We start from the raw sequence: 16198 nt of genomic DNA on the forward strand, positions 1-16198 counted from the left end.
TGTATTCCGTATTATGCCTATCTCTTTTGTACTTAAATACCGATATAATTTACATATTTATATAATCCGGATTAAAATCTATACATAATATATATTCATTATTGTCTACATTTTTAAATGTGGCTGATATTGTTATGCATAAGTTACCTGTTGCAAGAGATATATATGGCTCGGTAACATATTTTTCAAGACTCATACTCTTTAAGTAATAGTAATACTTTTTCAAGGAATGATCAGTTCCATTTTTGGCAGGCTGAAATATGAGTGCCCTTTGTTCACGCATATTAATGCATTTTGTAGATGTGTTACCAATTTGAATTCCACTCTTATCTAGTATATATACACACTCTAATTCACTATATTTTTCTATAACTTCATCGATAATTTTTTGAAATTTGTCTTCTTTAGCTTTTGAAAGTTTTTCAAGTACCTTGTTAATTATATCATCATAACTTTTATGGATATCTTCTCTAGCATGTATTTCTTCTTGCATATAATCTTTATAATTTATTGCTGTTTTGCCTATGAACTCCTTGAGTTCTCTCATATGCTCTGCATCAATTTCTTTGCCATTTTTAAAATATTCTCCTTCAAGCATATCAGCTCCAAGTTCCATTATTATCATGGCTTCCTGCTCGGTTTCTATCTCCTCACATACTACAAGAGCTCCTATTTTTTTAGAAAGATTAACAAGAGATTTAAATATTTCTTGCTTGTAATAATCAAGCTCTATTCCCTTTGTTATAGCTTTATTTATTTTTATTATATCTGGTTCTACATATGATATCTTATCCATATTTACAAAGCCAGCTCCGAGATTTTTAAGCGATATAAGAAATCCTTTACTCCTATATAGGTATATAAATTGTTTTAGAGCTTCAATATTGTCTATTTTCTCTTCTACAATTTCAAGAACAACATTTTTAGCTGATATACTGCTATCTGATATTTGATTCATTATTATTCCTGAACCAATATACTTATCAATTATAGCTATATTTATGTTTATAAACAAAAGCAGTTCCTTGTTATCTTTGCAAAGATTCTGAAACTTCTCAATAGCTTTTTCCCTGTAAAGCCTATCGAGTTCTATTGCAATGCCTTCCTTTTCAGCAAGCTTAAAGAGTTTAGAGGCAGGTATATTCTTACCACTTTCATCATTAACTCCTAAAAAAGTCGCCTCAAGGCCTATTACTGACTTCTGTATTACAGATACTACTGGTTGAAATCCTATGTTTAGATTCTTATCAGCTACTATTTTTTTTATATCAACTGCACTTGCCTTCATCAATAGATCACCTTCCCTTAATCTTATATCTTATTATACAGTATATTCATAAATAAAACAATAAAAGTCGGGCTACACCTTGCGATGTAATCCGACTTATTCTAATGGAAATTAAGGATGTAATTATTTTAACAAAAATTTTACTTAATCTTACGCTAAAGAATACTTTTACCCTAACCTATATTAACGCTGTAGAATTTCTTTCCTCTATTTTAGCAGAATCTATTTTTACAAACTTGCCATTTGCTGTATTAAATACACCTTTAGTTATTATAGTATTTGCCGCTGCCGAAATTTCATCCTTTGTAAGACTGTCCTTTACATTTGGAACATTTAAAGTTGCTTTTTTTCCTCCATCAGTTAAAAAAGTCATAGTTAAACTCTTAGCCATTTAAATCCCTCCCTATTATTGATTCACAATTTTACTGTGATCTATTTTTTCTATTCCTGTTACTGTTACAGACATAAGTGATGCCAAAACATTACCTACTGAATAAATATCATCATCTGAAGCCGAAACATCTACATTAGAAAACTTAACTGCTTTTTCTTTATCCTTTCCGTCTGCTCCCTTACCTAATGAATATACAAGCTGAATTGCTGTTTGAAATTTAGTAGCATTTGCTGCCATATTATCAACCCCTTTCACCTTGTATATATGATTAAATTTTAAAAATGCTAAAAAACTTTTAAAAAATCAATTATAAATTACTCAGCATATGCTTTAAGCGCTTGCGCTAACTATAGTAGTATATATTTTTTCAAGCAAAGTAAGTGCTCCTTTATATCCTATATAGGATTTTGATATAACAACCTCATAGGATGCTGGGAACCCTATTTCAACTATAGAACCCTTCAATTCTTTTGCCAAATCCCTTTCCCACGTAGTTCCAAATATAATTGGTGGTTTATGTCCAAAATCAGTTTTTCTTATTTTGTCATGAATTGTGTAGCTATCTTCTTCAAATTCCACGTCTAATGAAACATCCTCTGCTATATGTTTATATTCTTCTTTAATGATATCTCTATATTTTTGAGGCGGATTTTCAGTTATAATTTGTTTTGCAGGTATCAATCCAAGCTGATTCACTAAAAACTTTGTTATAGCTAAGTTATATGCACTATCCCCTACAATGGCAAACTTAGCTGGAAGCCCCCACCAGTACTCTGCATAAAAATCTGAAAAATCCTCTAAGTACTGATAATATCTTTTTTCCTCAGCTTCAATAAATTTCTCAGCCCTACTTTTATCAATCCCCGCAAAATCAACCACTTTTCTTAAAAACTCACTGGTTTCCTTAGCCCCTATTGGTATCACAGGAATATGCAAATATGGCTGATTATATTTGCTTTTTAGATGCTCTGCAGTTTTAAGTCCAAGCCATGGAGATAAAACTAAATTGAATTGTGCTTTCTTGATATTTTTCCACTCCGAAATGCCTTTGCTTTCATGCCCAAATAAAATATTTACCTCAAAGCCTACACCCTCTAAAATCCTCTTAATTTCTGTAAGATCACCTCTCCAAAAAGTATTGTGATACGGAAGAAGTGACCACACATTTACAAGTCCCTTTTGCTTAGGGCCATCATAATCACCTACATATTGATCAATAATAGCTTCTGTTACCAGTTCATGACCTATAAAATTATTTCCTTTAAATCCTCCCGTTTCCGCATATACTACCGGAAAATTCTTGTCTTGAAATTCACTAACTACAGCGCCAACATCATCTCCTACAATATCTGGAATGCAGCCCGTCATAACCACAAATAAATCTGCATCCAAAACCTTGAAGGAAGCTTCAATTAGTTCTCTAAGTCTATTGGCACCTCCAAATACAACTTCTTTTTCATGTATATTAGTGCTAGGTACAACAGAACCTCCTCCGTATCCTCCACCTTGAAATCCATTATAAAAGCTTATATTTGCAGTTTGCTTATCCGCACAACCTGGTCCACAGTGAGTAATTGGAATTACTCTTGGAATTGCAAAAGCACTATGCATTGCCCCAATAGCACAGCCATACCTAACCTGCTCAATTGAATTAGACACTATCCTCACTCCTTCCCCACAGCATAATTTTGCTTTTCAAGTATATATGGATCTGTTTGCTCAAGCCACCACTTTGTATATGGTAGTTTTACATGCTTAGATAAATCTTCATGAAATTTTTTATGTGCAAGTATTTCAAGAATTGTTTCACCTAAATTTAAAATCCCCTGATAACCTACAGCATGATGTTCATCACCAAGTGGCGCTGCTGGAATTCCCATACGCGAAGCAAGTGGAGCAAGCCCATTATGTCTTATAAGTATAAAATCGGGCTTTACTTTTTTAAGCAATCCATAAAATTGATATTGCTGTTTGTTGCTTACACTAAAATTGGGAACATCATCGTAGTGCTTTACCAAAAAAGCTAAAGAATCCTTACTTTCATCATTATTGTCATACACAGGATCATGATGAAATACAAGGGAGCCATCAACCTGAATTCCAAGCTCTTTAAGCACTGCAATAAGCCCATGCGCATATGCAGAACCTGTTGCAACATAACCTTTTTTACCCTTTAAAAGCGTTCTAAGTTCTCCCAATTTTGGAGCTATTCTTTGGTGTTCTCTTTCTATATAAGCCTCTGCCTTTTCCTCCCTATGTGTGACCTTAGCAAGTTCTCGTATCCAGGCGTCTGTACCCGCAATTCCATATGGCTGTGGTGCTTTAACCTCTGGTACTCCAAATTGTTCTTCTAAAACAGCTGCAATATAAGATGATAAAGTATGACAAAATGTAACAGTAGCTGCTGCTTCTGAAAGCTTTTCAAGATCCTCCACCCTTGCCAGGTCTACAGCATAATTTACCCTAAGACCTAGTTCTTTAAGTATTGGTGTAAAAACATCACTTCCCCAGAGATTGATTACATTAACCAAATCTTCTTGTTTCTTGGGATGTTTATTAACTATCTGCCTTAAAATTCCATGCTGTGTTGCATCAAAACCTGTACTCCAATGTTTTGACATAAATCCTTCGCAGGGTATTGGAATGATTGGTATTTTAAGTTCTTCCTGCATTTTAGTTGTTATACTATCTATATCCTCTCCAATTATTCCTGCAGCACAAGAGGTTCCAACGAAAATTGCTTTTGGATGATGTCTATCCCACGCATCTCTTATAGATTGTTCTAATTTATCAAGTGCTCCAAACACCGTATCTGTTTCCTTCATATTAGTATTTATTATCTTTATATTTTCAATTGGTAAGTTTCTAATAGCTAAACCATTTCTATATATGGAGTTATATGATACTTGACCAGCTCCACAGCCTATTGGTGAATGCTGAATTAAAACTGCATCTCTCACATTTCCAGCCTGACACTCAACCATCTGCTCACTGCAGGTTGAACCTTGTGTAAATGGACCTACAGCTTCACAAAGTTTCTTTCCTCCGTTTCCCTTACAACCAGCACAGGTAAATGCGGAATCCTTAGACAACTCTGAAGCTTTTCCAGTTCTCCAGCCAATTATAGTTCCAAGGCGCTTTTCACGGGTTTTTACCACTGAAGTTTTAAGATCAAATCTCATTGAATTTACCTCCTCCTAAACTTAAATAAAAATCTTAATAAAGATAAACCACTCTGAAACTTGAAATTTATTTGTACTAAAATGCCATCTTCTGGGCATTATGGTGCACATGAATTTAAATAGTTGAAGCGGTTTATCTATATAGATAGACAACATGAAAGTTTCAAATGACTAATATCAAGTTTATCCCGTAAACCTAAGATTTTGCTTAGAGTACAGAGGACAGTTAAGGATGATTTTTCTCTGCTATGCTTCGAAAAATCTAAAACTTATTGCGCCCAAGGCACTTAAAATATAGTGTCCAGCAAAGCTGACACTATTAAGTTCTAAGATTTACCTGAGAGAAGCGAAAGGCAAATCCACATTCACTCTACTCTCTACTCCTTGCTCTCTACTATTCTTCAAATTCAAGTTTATAAGGATAAATTTGGTATTAGTAATTTAAAGCTTTCCGCTTGTTTATCTACAGTAGCTTATATTGCCTGTTCTATTAAGCCATGTGTCAAAATTATTTCTTCAAGTCTTTTTTGTGTCATTGGCTTTGGAATCACAAAATTTTTATTTTTTTCTATTGCTTCTGCCAACGATCTATACTCATTTGCTTGATTTGATTCTGGAGCAAATTGTATTACAGTTTGTTTATTAATTTCTGCCCTTTGAACTACATTATCTCTTGGTACAAAATAAATAAGTTGTGTACCTAATTCCTCTGCAAATGCCTCCAGCAGTTTCTTCTCGTTGTCTACTTTTCTGCTGTTACATATAATTCCACCCAATCTAACTCCGCCCTTATTGGCATATTTTTGTACTCCCTTTGATATATTATTTGCTGCATAAAGTGCCATCATTTCCCCACTAGCTACAATATATATTTCTTTTGCCTTACCTTCACGAATTGGCATAGCAAAGCCACCACAAACAACATCACCTAAAACATCATAAAAAACATAATCCAAATCTTCTGTATATGCTCCAAGCCTTTCAAGCATGCTTATAGAAGTTATAATACCTCTGCCAGCACATCCTACACCCGGTTCAGGTCCACCGGATTCTACACATCTTATTCCTTTAAAGCCTTTTTTCATTAGATAATTTAAATCTACATCCTCTCCTTCTTCTCTCAAGGTATCTAATACTGTTCTCTGTGCAAGTCCTCCTAAAAGCAATCTTGTAGAATCAGCCTTTGGATCGCAGCCAACTACCATAACATTTTTTCCTCTTTCAGATAAACCTGCAGTCAAATTTTGAGTTGTTGTAGATTTACCTATTCCACCTTTTCCATAAATAGCTATTTGCCTCATAATATATACTCCTCCTAAATTTATTTGCTTTTATTAAAATTAAAAAGGCCAAGTTTCATATCTCAGGAAGCATTTCCATGCGATATAAAACTTGACCTCTGGTTTATCCAGTCAATCAACAGAATATCTATATAATATTTTTTATAAACTAAGTTGTTCATATAAAAAAACTTTCCGTAATAAGCTACAGAAAGTTAAACTCTACCGTCTCTTATCTCTCAGGTTACTCCTGCTGGAATTAACACCTTAAATAAAACAATTATTCAGGTTGTTGGATTTCATCGGGCCAATCCCTCCATCTCTCTTGATAAGACTCTAAACAACTATTAAGTTATTACCTATCACTCAGATAGGATTAGTATTCTAATTTATAATATTAATTATACCACCTATACTCTTCATGTCAATATATTTTTAATTGTTTCAATCTAAATAAAGTGTCGAGCACAGCTGACACCATCAAGTTCTAAGATTTACCTGAGCAAAGCAAAAGGTAAATCATCCTTAACTATCAATTGTCAACTGTCCATTGTCAACTGATTAAGGCATACAAAATATTACTTGTAAAATTATAACACCAGCTATTTTAAGCTTTCAGCTTATTTATCTATATTATCCCCTAAACCTGTAGCCAACTCCCCATACGGTTTCTATATATTCTGGATTGGAGGTATCTTTCTCTATCTTTTCTCTTATCTTTTTTATATGTACGGTTACGGTAGCTATCTCACCTATAGAATCCATATGCCATATTCTATCGAAAAGTTCTCCCTTACTAAAAACTCTATTTGGATTTTGAGCCAAAAATAGCAGCAAATCAAATTCCTTAGTAGTAAACACTACTTCTTTTCCATTTACAAACACCTTTCTAGATGCTTTATTTATATTAAGACCTCTGATTTGTATATCTTCATCATCAAAGTTTTTATTTCCCTGTGTTAATCTTTCATATCTATTTATGTGTGCCTTCACTCTTGCAACAAGTTCACTGGGACTAAATGGCTTTGTCATATAATCATCCGCTCCAAGACCAAGTCCTCTTATCTTATCTATATCCTCTTTTCTTGCAGAAACCATTAAAATTGGTATATCTTTAACCTTTCTGACTTCCCTGCAAATATCAAATCCACTTATTTCCGGAAGCATTAAATCCAATACTATGAGGTCATAATCCCTTGACTTTGCGTATTCAAGACCGCTTTTTCCCGAAGTTTCTATGTCTACATCAAAATTACTAAGCTCAAGATAATCCTTTTCAAGCTCCGCTATGCTTATTTCATCCTCTATAATTAAAATCTTTTTCATAAACTCACCCCATATAAAAATTGCGAAGGAACAATGCTTCGCTCCCACGGTTGTGCAATGAAAAAATTCCTCCGTACCTACGGAATTTTAGGCGTGAATATTTGTTAATCAATTAATTTTTTGTAATATATGTATACCAACACCAGTTTACATTGATTAACCATTTTTACAGCGCATTTTTCGTAGAGAAGCGGAGAAAAATATTCCTTGATTTTCCGCCCTGCGAAGTAACGTCATTGAAGGAATAGTTTAAATAAAATTTTGTAAATCTTAGTGGCAAATTGTTAAAAGCTTTAGAGATTTCAATTTGTTTGAGCATTTTTTCAGCGAGTTATTGAAAGCTCTTAAGATTTTAACAATTTGACGCTTAGATTTATTAATTTTATTTAATATTCCAAGATGATGTTAATTCGCAATATCTTTATATTATACACCAACCTAAAATTTAAATGTATATTTTTAATTACTCAAACCTAAGTGCTTCCATTGGGCTAAGCTTTGAAGCTTTATTTGCTGGATACATTCCAAAAATAACTCCAACTGCAACTGAAAACGCAACTGCTCCTAAAACTACATTTAAGGATATTGATACATTCATTTTAAGAAGTCTTTGTGCAATATATGCTAGGCCATATCCCAAAGCTACGCCAAGCATTCCCCCAATAGCACTTATTCCCGCAGACTCTAAAAGGAATTGAAAAAGTATTGTTCTTCTTTTTGCACCTATGGCCTTTCTTATACCTATTTCTTTTGTCCTTTCAATTACAGAAACAAGCATTATATTCATAATACCTATTCCTCCTACAAGCAAGGATATTGCTGCTATACCTGAAAGCATTGTGGTTAAGCTGCTTGTAGTTTTGTTTACTGTATCTAATATACTTGTTTGATCAAAAATTCTATAGCTGTTTGAGGCTGCTCCAAACTTGGTATTTAGAAAAAGCTGCAAATATCCCATTGCCTCGTCTACTGTATCTTTGCTCTTTGCTTCAACATAAAAGGTTCTTACACTTGTAGTTTTTGTAAGCCTTTGAGCAGTACTTAATGGCACTATAATTCTATCATCACCAGAGCCCGTAGAAGAGCTGCCCTGAGCTGCAAGTACACCAACAATTTTAAAATCAACACCATTTACATTTATTATTTGACCTACAACATCAGTTGAACTGTAAAGTTCATTTGCAACATCAATTCCAACTACAGCAACCTTATATCTGTTATCCTGATCTCTTTGATTTATAAATCTTCCAGAACTTACAGTTAAATTTCTTATTTCTGCATAGCTTGGAGTGCTTGCTTCCATACTAGTACTTGCCGTATTATCTCCAGCTTTTACATTAGCAGTAGATGAAAGCTCCGGTGCTATATCCTTTATACCAGGCTTTGCCTTTATTTGATTAAGTTCCTTAGATGAAAATGACTTACTTCTATTGCCTGTTATACTAACTGTTATTAAATTTGTTCCCAGACTTTCTATTTGCTGTGATACACTCTCCTTTGTTCCTTGTCCCATTCCCACAAGTACAATAACAGAAGATATACCGATTATTATGCCAAGCATAGTGAGGAATGATCTTATCTTATTTGACCATACCGACTGTACTGCCATCTTCACAAGTCTTGTAAATTGCATATTTTAGCCTCCTTTTATGGATAAACCACCTATAAGTAAAACTAGTCCAACTACAAACTATATATGCACCATAATTCCTTGAAGATTGGTTTTTGGGAACATAAATAGTTTAGGCTTCACTATATTTATACAAAGCCAAAATGCCTTACTCTAGGCTTTATGGTACAAATAAATTTCCTTAATTAAAGTGGTTTATCTTTATCTAATTCTTACACAGCTTCATTTATTTCATCCGAGGTTATTCTTCCATCCTTTACTGTTACTACCCTTTTTGCCTGCTTTGCAATACTCATATCATGAGTTATAAGTATTATTGTATTTCCTTCTTTGTTTAATTCCTTAATCATTTCCATTACTTCTTTTCCTGTCTTACTGTCTAAAGCTCCAGTAGGCTCGTCCGCCAATATTATTTCCGGTTTAGTAACAAGCGCTCTAGCAATAGCGACCCTTTGCTTTTGTCCCCCTGATAATTCAGCAGGTTTATGCTTTATATGAGATGTTAACCCAACCTTATCTAAGGCTTCCATAGATCTTTTCTTTATTTCGCTGCTCTTAATCCCCTGATATACAAGAGGCAATTCTACATTCTCAATAACACTTAACTTTGAAAGCAAATTGTAGTTTTGAAATATAAAACCAATTTTATTATTTCTTATTTCCGCAAGCTTGTTATCATTGCAATTTGTATTCACATCATCTAAAAAATACTCTCCAGAGGTAGCATTATCAAGACAACCTATGATATTCATAAGAGTTGACTTTCCTGCTCCAGAAGGTCCTACTATCGATACAAATTCACCTTTTTTTATATCGAGGTTTATATCAAATAAGGCTTTGTACTCATTTTTACCCATTTTATATACTTTGTTTATATTCCTCATTTTAATAACTAAAGCCATATCTTTTCCCTTCCTTTACATTTTATTTACCTACTCCAGCACCATTTCCTGAATTACCTGATGAACTTGTACCACTATTTGATGTATTATTACCTGAATTCCCTGCATTATTTCCATTTGAACTGTTATTCTTGCTACCAGAACCACTTTGTCTACTTCCACCGCCAAGTCCACCAAAGCTGCCGCCGCCGAAACCTCCAAAGCCACTTGATTTTTGTGAATTTGTGCTAGTTGTCTGAGGTAACTGTATCATAACTTCATCGCCCTCTTTAATTCCTGAAGTTATTTCAACTGTTGTTTCATTTTCAAGACCTGTTTCAACCTCTACAAGTTTCCCTCCTAATGCTGACATTCTTAAACTACCGTTTCCACCTCTTCTATTTGAACCATTACCTTGATAGCCGCTGTTAGTCCCACTGCTCTTTCTTTTCCAAGACCCTTGAGTATTAGAGTCTGCAGTGCTGCCGCTTGTTTTAAGCATTACATATTTTTTATTGTTTCTCTCAATAAGAGCTTCTACAGGAATTGTAAGTGCATCAGACTTTGAAGTTACTTTTATGCTTACATTTCCGTTCATTCCTATTTTTACTCCATCCGGATTATTTATATCTACAATTACATCATAAGTTGTCACATTATTTGTTGTTGTTCCCATTTGAGATATGCTGTCTACAGTACCTGTATATGTTTTTCCGCTTATGGCATCAAAAGTAATATCTGCTGTTTGTCCTGTTTTTACTTTAGATATATCAAGCTCATCAACTTGAACATCTATCTTCATAGAGCTTAAATCTGCAATTGTAATTAGAGCTTTTCCTGCTTGAACACTATCTCCATTGTTATCATTTTTAGCTACTACAACTCCACCTATAGGTGCTGTTAATGTCATTTTGTTTTGCTGTTCTATTTTATTACTTAAATCATTTTGAGCTGATTGAAGCGATAAACTTTGCATTGCCTGATCATTAGCATTCTTTGCGTTATTAACTTGAAGCTGCTGCTGCTGTACCGTTAAATTAGCCTTGTTCACTGCTGCATCTATATCATCACTTTGAACCTTTGCAATAGTATCTCCCTCTTTCACTGTATCTCCAAGCTTTACATTTAAGTTTTGAACTGTTCCGCTGTTATTTGCAACTACATCTTTAGTCTGCGTTGCCTCAACTGTTCCTGTGGCAGAAACTGTAACATCAATATTAGACTTTTCAGCTGTTACCGTATAATATTTAGCTGTATTGCTAGCTGCTTTTGCTTTTGATGATTTATTATAAAAATAATATCCTCCGCCACCTATTAAACATACAATTACAACTGCACTTACAATTTTTACAACTTTACTTTTCATATTTTTATCCTCCAATTTTAATCACAAATTTTTATAGCCAAGCACATATTTGTACCAACGTTTTCCTCACTTTCAGCCCATATTCTACCTCCATGCTCTTCTATTATTTTTTTACATATTGCAAGACCTAAGCCGCTTCCACCTGTTAAGCTGTTTCTTGAATAATCTTCTCTATAAAATCTATCAAAAATATAGTTTAGAGCTTCCTTGGAGATTCCTTTTCCATTATCTTTTATGGCAATAATCACCTCTCCCTCCTTCAAGCTCATGCTTACAGCTATGCTGCCTTCCTTTTTATCCATATACTTTATAGAATTTGAAATTATGTTCATAATAACTCTATTTATATTTTGGACATCTACCTTTACATACGCCTTTTCCTTGATATTGTTTGTATAACTAAAGTTTATTTTTTTCTTTTCAACATCAAATCTTATCTCTTCCATCAAATCTTCCATATAGCTTTTAATATCAATTCTTTGAAAATCAAAGTGCATTTTATTCATATCAAGTTTAGAATAGGTAAGAAGCTCATCTATTAGGTAATCCATGCTTTGGGATTTTGTATAAATTGTATTTATATATTTCTCCATTTTTTCTGGTGTATCTGCCACACCATCCCTTATTCCCTCTACATAGCCCTTTATCGAGGTTATAGGTGTTTTCAAATCATGGGAAATGTTTGATATAAGCTCCTTCCTGTTATTTTCATATTGATTTTGAAGTTCAATAGATTCTTTAAGCTTCTTTCTCATGTCGTTAAAAGCTTCACACAAGTCCCCTATTTCATCCTTTGAATTAGATTTGACTTCAAAATCTAAATCTCCATTTTTTATATTCTCCGTTCCTTTTTTTAATGATTTTAATGGTATTAATATTGACCTTGATACAAAGAAAGTAAGAAGACCACTTATAAAAATTATTATTAATATTGCAGAAGCTATGAGTGCTGTTATAAACTCCCTATATATACTAAAAAGTTTGCTGGTATTTACTATAAAAAACATACTTGCCTGAGTTCCATCAGAAAGGTGAATGGAAAATTCTCTTCCTATAAGTTCACCACTTGACATAAAGAACTCCGGCATTTTTGTAATCCTGTCATTCGATTGTGACAACTTTAAATTTACATCTGTGCTGCCGCTTTCATTTTTGCCGCCATCAAATATTGTCTTCTTTTCTTTTTTCACAATAATATAGGAATTCTTCTTTGAGAACTCGCTGTTTACATTTTTAAGAAAATTAATGTCTTCAAGCTTTTCAGGTGATCTTTCAAGCTTAGCTGCAACATTATTAATTTTCTTTAAATTTATAAATCTAAGTTCTCCATATGGATTCATAATAAAACTTCTTTTTTTTAAGTTTGTACTTACATCATATTCACTGTGAATTTTTTTTAAATACAAGTTTTGAATTCCTAAAAATACTACAATACATAAAAACAGCGGTACAAGAAACATGGCTATATTAGATAAAATCAGCTTTCCCTTTATTGACAATTATCTTCTCCTCCCTTATTGAAGAGTATATTTATATATTAACCTTACCTTATAAATTTGAAATAAACTAAATCTAAAAATTCTATAAAAAAAGAGTGAAGTAACAATGCTTCGTCGCGTTAAAAAAGTTCTATAAATCTAAGGTTCAAAAATCATAAAATACTAAGATATTTCAATAACTCGCATACGCTCAAACAATTGAAATATCTAAGTATTTTACAATTTTTGAGCCAAGATTTATTAGAATTTTTTTAAATCGCTCCTTCAGCATTGTTACTTCACTCCCACAGTGGTGCAAGGAAAAAATTCCTCCGTTCCTACGGAATTTTGATGTAATCCCATTGCCCTTCTAGAACTATATAAAGGCACTTTTGATAATAAATTTTATAAATCTAAGTGGTGATTCTAAGCGAGTGCTTGCTTTTGGTTATAGAAGGATAACGATCGTATACGGGGTTTGGGATGTAATCCCATTATCCTTCTTTAACTTGTATTAGTCATCTATATATTAGCCCATGCCCCGTGTATGTTTACTCGCATACGCTCAGACAATTGAAATATCTAAGTATTTTACAATTTTTGAGCCAAGATTTATTAGAATTTTTTTAAATTGCTCCTTCAGCATTATTACTTCACTCCCACAGTGGTGCAAGAAAAAAATTTAAATTTTTCTTAGCATTTTTGAAAAAATTGCATATTAACTATTTAGGAGGGTGATAAACATGAAAAATTTTACTATGGTGGATAATGATATACTTGAGGCAGATGTAAGTGATGGAGCCGTAAGATTATACATAACTCTTTCTAGCTACTGTTTTGGGGACAAGTCTATTTGCTTTCCCTCACAAAATACCCTTGCAGCTAAGCTTAAAAAAAGTGTAAGAACCATTCAAAGATATTTAGTAGAACTCATATCAAAGGGACTTATAAGAAAAAGGAGAAGAGGCTCCATAAGCAATGAATACGAGATAGTTGATAAAACTAGCAAAAACACTGTTTCAAAGCTAAAGGGATTTTTTAAAGAAAAGCTGAAACCTCATAAGGCTGAAGCTAAATTTGGTAAAAAAGCATCAAATTTTAACGCATATTACCAGAGAAATTATGATTATAAAAAATTAGAGGACATGCTTCTAGGTAATAATAGAAACATGTCTTATGAAGATTGTCTAAAATGAATATGGATAAACAACGTAAAAAGCAGAGTAGAGAGTAAGTAGTACAGAAGTTTTAAAGATAAACCACCTTGAAACTTTAAATTTATTTGTACCAAAATGCCGTCTTCTGGGCATTATGGTGCATATGAATTTCAATAGTTGAAATGGTTTATCTATAAGCTAAAAAAATTGGCTTTAGCATTAAGTTTAAGACTTTCTGTAGTAAAACGGAAGAAAGTCAACCTTAACTGTCCTCTGTCAATTGTCCATTGTCAACTGATATATGTTCATATAACCAACATGTTCCAAAATAGAATTCAGCTAATTTTAATATTCCAAGTTGCTTATCTATAAATCATGCCTCCATTCTTAAAATTATGGATGGAGGCATGCTATTTTTTTGCCATATTGAATTAAATCCTAAGCGTCAGTATTATAAACCATAACCTGACGAAGATAGTGTCGCATTAGAAGCGCCAAAAGTACCTTATGAGATTAGACATGCTGAGCGCAGGAAGAATACTAAGGGAATAATACTAAAATAATATATATTTATCTATTTATAAATATCTTCCATTAAATATCTGTCACCACAACTTGATTTCTTAATTAATCACATTTTTTTATACATAGGTGCCTGTATCATTAAAGCTACTTTAGATAATGAATTTGTTAAAATACTCCTATTCTCAAATTTCAATGATATAAACTTTTGAAAGTTATAAGTAATTTTATATTTAAACATATAATTAATCATATCTTGAACCTTTTCTTTTTACCCTTGTTTATCCCTCTTTGACCTTTTTCTATCATATATTATATTTAAAACCTTACAGGTATATCCGATCATTTTATTTTTACTTCCTTTAAATCATTGTAATCTATAAAATTCCTACGACCTAATTCTTCAAAATCAGTTTTATTCTTAGGTCCAATTCTTATAAGCTCAATTACATTTTTCCACGTATCAAATTTCATTTCTAATTTGGGTGAAAAACACCCATTTTTAATTGGGAATTGCATTTTTAACGTTTCCTCCGGAGAACTATATTGAGAAACACTTTTAGGTAACTGTAAAACAATTCTGTACTCAGATTCATTCTGAAATTTATCAGATTTTTGGTAAAACGAAAATACCAAAAATAATTCCCTTATAAACTGAAGAATATATGTTTCAAAATATTCTTGATCAACTTTCAAGCTTATTTCAAAATATTCATTTAATATATTAATAGCTATATTCTTCTGATTGTCAGATTCATAGTTAACTTTGCCATAATAAACAGTTCTTTTAGCTAATTCACCACTACTATCTTTGGATTCTATATACTTGTTAGAAAAATCACTAACCTGTTTTTTCACATTACCTAATAATTTTTTACAATTAATTTTTAAGTTGTATCCATCACTAATATAAGTTTTAGAATAATAATTCCACATTGATAGTTCATCAGAACATGTAGAGAACGAAGCTATATAATAGTTATATCCCTCATTACCTAAAGAATACGCCTTATTTTTATTTTTATCAAAGCTTATTAAATAATCTTTAATTTTATTAAAAAAATCATCATCATTAAAATAATTGTTAATAACTGTGTAAAAATAATTTTTATTAAACTTTTCCTTATTATTATTTAATTGCGTTATAAAAATATCTTTAAAATAAGTCAATTCACTTTTGTCATTTAAGAACTGATAATCTGAAAACCATAAAGAACAATTTTCTATAATAGATTTAAGTCCTTCTGGAGAAGTATAGTGGTATATAAAATTGTCGCCTTTGTTTATATCTTGCAAATTTTTCAAATAAAATAAGCATATATTAAAAGCTCTATTGTAATTTCCATCACTCATATTTATCCCCCTTACTTTATATTCCATATTCTACAAAATAATAAAAATCCATCCTAAATCATTCGACTTTTTGAAGGAAATTAACACTTGTTGTAGAAAATTACTATTCAAGGAGGCGATGTTTATGTACGAAACAGGGGAAAAACCAGGAAAAGGTACTTACCAGTGTACTACTTGCGGTGAAATTGTAGTTCTTGATGATGATACTGATACTTTACCACCATGCCCAAAATGTCATAAAACTACTTACAACAAATTATAAGCAATAAATATCCACCAGCTTAGCTGGTGGTTTTTCCTTAAGCCCTATAAGGGCACATTACCAGCATTATGCCTTAAGG

General features: G+C 32.5%; 14 protein-coding genes and 1 riboswitch. Of the genes, 2 read left to right on the forward strand and 12 right to left on the reverse strand.

Annotation, left to right across the window (positions count from 1 at the left end; all coding sequences use genetic code 11):
* Positions 1-49 precede the first annotated feature (49 nt).
* The 11 genes from ACJDT4_RS19380 to ACJDT4_RS19430 form a co-directional block, all read right to left on the reverse strand.
* Positions 50-1288, reverse strand: a complete 1239-nt coding sequence (locus ACJDT4_RS19380) for an EAL domain-containing protein (RefSeq protein WP_406789260.1) — start codon at positions 1286-1288, stop codon at positions 50-52.
* A 178-nt stretch (positions 1289-1466) separates the two neighbouring features.
* Complete coding sequence (locus ACJDT4_RS19385; RefSeq protein ID WP_406789245.1) at positions 1467-1679, reverse strand: DUF2922 domain-containing protein; 213 nt, start codon at positions 1677-1679, stop codon at positions 1467-1469.
* A 15-nt stretch (positions 1680-1694) separates the two neighbouring features.
* Entirely contained in the window at positions 1695-1919 is a 225-nt protein-coding gene (locus ACJDT4_RS19390) for a DUF1659 domain-containing protein (protein WP_406789246.1), read from the reverse strand.
* Positions 1920-2012: 93 nt separating this feature from the next.
* Positions 2013-3293 (reverse strand): nitrogenase component 1, encoded by a 1281-nt coding sequence (locus ACJDT4_RS19395; protein ID WP_406789261.1) that lies wholly within the window; start codon positions 3291-3293, stop codon positions 2013-2015.
* A 53-nt stretch (positions 3294-3346) separates the two neighbouring features.
* Complete coding sequence (locus ACJDT4_RS19400; protein WP_406789247.1) at positions 3347-4864, reverse strand: nitrogenase component 1; 1518 nt, start codon at positions 4862-4864, stop codon at positions 3347-3349.
* Between the two features lie 473 nt (positions 4865-5337).
* Complete coding sequence (nifH, locus tag ACJDT4_RS19405; RefSeq protein ID WP_406789248.1) at positions 5338-6165, reverse strand: nitrogenase iron protein; 828 nt, start codon at positions 6163-6165, stop codon at positions 5338-5340.
* Positions 6166-6373: 208 nt separating this feature from the next.
* Positions 6374-6479: riboswitch (SAM riboswitch) on the reverse strand.
* Positions 6480-6777: 298 nt separating this feature from the next.
* Positions 6778-7470 (reverse strand): response regulator transcription factor, encoded by a 693-nt coding sequence (locus tag ACJDT4_RS19410; RefSeq protein ID WP_406789249.1) that lies wholly within the window; start codon positions 7468-7470, stop codon positions 6778-6780.
* Positions 7471-7933: 463 nt separating this feature from the next.
* A complete protein-coding gene (locus tag ACJDT4_RS19415) occupies positions 7934-9103 on the reverse strand; it encodes an ABC transporter permease (RefSeq protein ID WP_406789250.1) in 1170 nt (389 codons plus the stop codon).
* 209 nt (positions 9104-9312) lie between these two features.
* Entirely contained in the window at positions 9313-10002 is a 690-nt protein-coding gene (locus ACJDT4_RS19420; protein ID WP_406789251.1) for an ABC transporter ATP-binding protein, read from the reverse strand.
* 22 nt (positions 10003-10024) lie between these two features.
* The gene (locus ACJDT4_RS19425) at positions 10025-11347 is read right to left on the reverse strand and encodes an efflux RND transporter periplasmic adaptor subunit (RefSeq protein ID WP_406789252.1); all 1323 of its coding nucleotides are present in this window, start codon (positions 11345-11347) and stop codon (positions 10025-10027) included.
* A 17-nt stretch (positions 11348-11364) separates the two neighbouring features.
* Complete coding sequence (locus ACJDT4_RS19430; protein ID WP_406789253.1) at positions 11365-12846, reverse strand: HAMP domain-containing sensor histidine kinase; 1482 nt, start codon at positions 12844-12846, stop codon at positions 11365-11367.
* A gap of 722 nt (positions 12847-13568) precedes the next feature.
* On the opposite strand from ACJDT4_RS19430, the gene ACJDT4_RS19435 reads away from it, so the two are divergent.
* Entirely contained in the window at positions 13569-14021 is a 453-nt protein-coding gene (locus ACJDT4_RS19435; protein ID WP_406789254.1) for a helix-turn-helix domain-containing protein, read from the forward strand.
* Positions 14022-14846: 825 nt separating this feature from the next.
* Here the strand turns inward: ACJDT4_RS19435 and ACJDT4_RS19440 are convergent.
* Positions 14847-15857, reverse strand: a complete 1011-nt coding sequence (locus ACJDT4_RS19440) for a DUF2971 domain-containing protein (RefSeq protein WP_406789255.1) — start codon at positions 15855-15857, stop codon at positions 14847-14849.
* Between the two features lie 124 nt (positions 15858-15981).
* On the opposite strand from ACJDT4_RS19440, the gene ACJDT4_RS19445 reads away from it, so the two are divergent.
* A complete protein-coding gene (locus ACJDT4_RS19445; RefSeq protein ID WP_406789256.1) occupies positions 15982-16119 on the forward strand; it encodes a zinc ribbon-containing protein in 138 nt (45 codons plus the stop codon).
* The last annotated feature ends 79 nt before the right edge of the window (positions 16120-16198 follow it).

This window comes from Clostridium neuense (assembly GCF_045310695.1).
GTDB classification, from domain to species: Bacteria; Bacillota; Clostridia; order Clostridiales; family Clostridiaceae; genus Clostridium_S; species Clostridium_S neuense.

What these genes read in the sequence shown, in the direction of transcription:
- ACJDT4_RS19425 (WP_406789252.1), bottom strand. Translation starts at nt 11,347, where the DNA reads ATGAAAAGTAAAGTTGTAAAAATTGTAAGTGCAGTTGTAATTGTATGT.
- nifH (WP_406789248.1), bottom strand. Translation starts at nt 6,165, where the DNA reads ATGAGGCAAATAGCTATTTATGGAAAAGGTGGAATAGGTAAATCTACA.
- ACJDT4_RS19440 (WP_406789255.1), bottom strand. Translation starts at nt 15,857, where the DNA reads ATGAGTGATGGAAATTACAATAGAGCTTTTAATATATGCTTATTTTAT.
- ACJDT4_RS19420 (WP_406789251.1), bottom strand. Translation starts at nt 10,002, where the DNA reads ATGGCTTTAGTTATTAAAATGAGGAATATAAACAAAGTATATAAAATG.
- ACJDT4_RS19400 (WP_406789247.1), bottom strand. Translation starts at nt 4,864, where the DNA reads ATGAGATTTGATCTTAAAACTTCAGTGGTAAAAACCCGTGAAAAGCGC.
- ACJDT4_RS19445 (WP_406789256.1), top strand. Translation starts at nt 15,982, where the DNA reads ATGTACGAAACAGGGGAAAAACCAGGAAAAGGTACTTACCAGTGTACT.
- ACJDT4_RS19410 (WP_406789249.1), bottom strand. Translation starts at nt 7,470, where the DNA reads ATGAAAAAGATTTTAATTATAGAGGATGAAATAAGCATAGCGGAGCTT.
- ACJDT4_RS19435 (WP_406789254.1), top strand. Translation starts at nt 13,569, where the DNA reads ATGAAAAATTTTACTATGGTGGATAATGATATACTTGAGGCAGATGTA.
- ACJDT4_RS19390 (WP_406789246.1), bottom strand. Translation starts at nt 1,919, where the DNA reads ATGGCAGCAAATGCTACTAAATTTCAAACAGCAATTCAGCTTGTATAT.
- ACJDT4_RS19385 (WP_406789245.1), bottom strand. Translation starts at nt 1,679, where the DNA reads ATGGCTAAGAGTTTAACTATGACTTTTTTAACTGATGGAGGAAAAAAA.
- ACJDT4_RS19415 (WP_406789250.1), bottom strand. Translation starts at nt 9,103, where the DNA reads ATGCAATTTACAAGACTTGTGAAGATGGCAGTACAGTCGGTATGGTCA.
- ACJDT4_RS19380 (WP_406789260.1), bottom strand. Translation starts at nt 1,288, where the DNA reads ATGAAGGCAAGTGCAGTTGATATAAAAAAAATAGTAGCTGATAAGAAT.
- ACJDT4_RS19395 (WP_406789261.1), bottom strand. Translation starts at nt 3,293, where the DNA reads ATGCATAGTGCTTTTGCAATTCCAAGAGTAATTCCAATTACTCACTGT.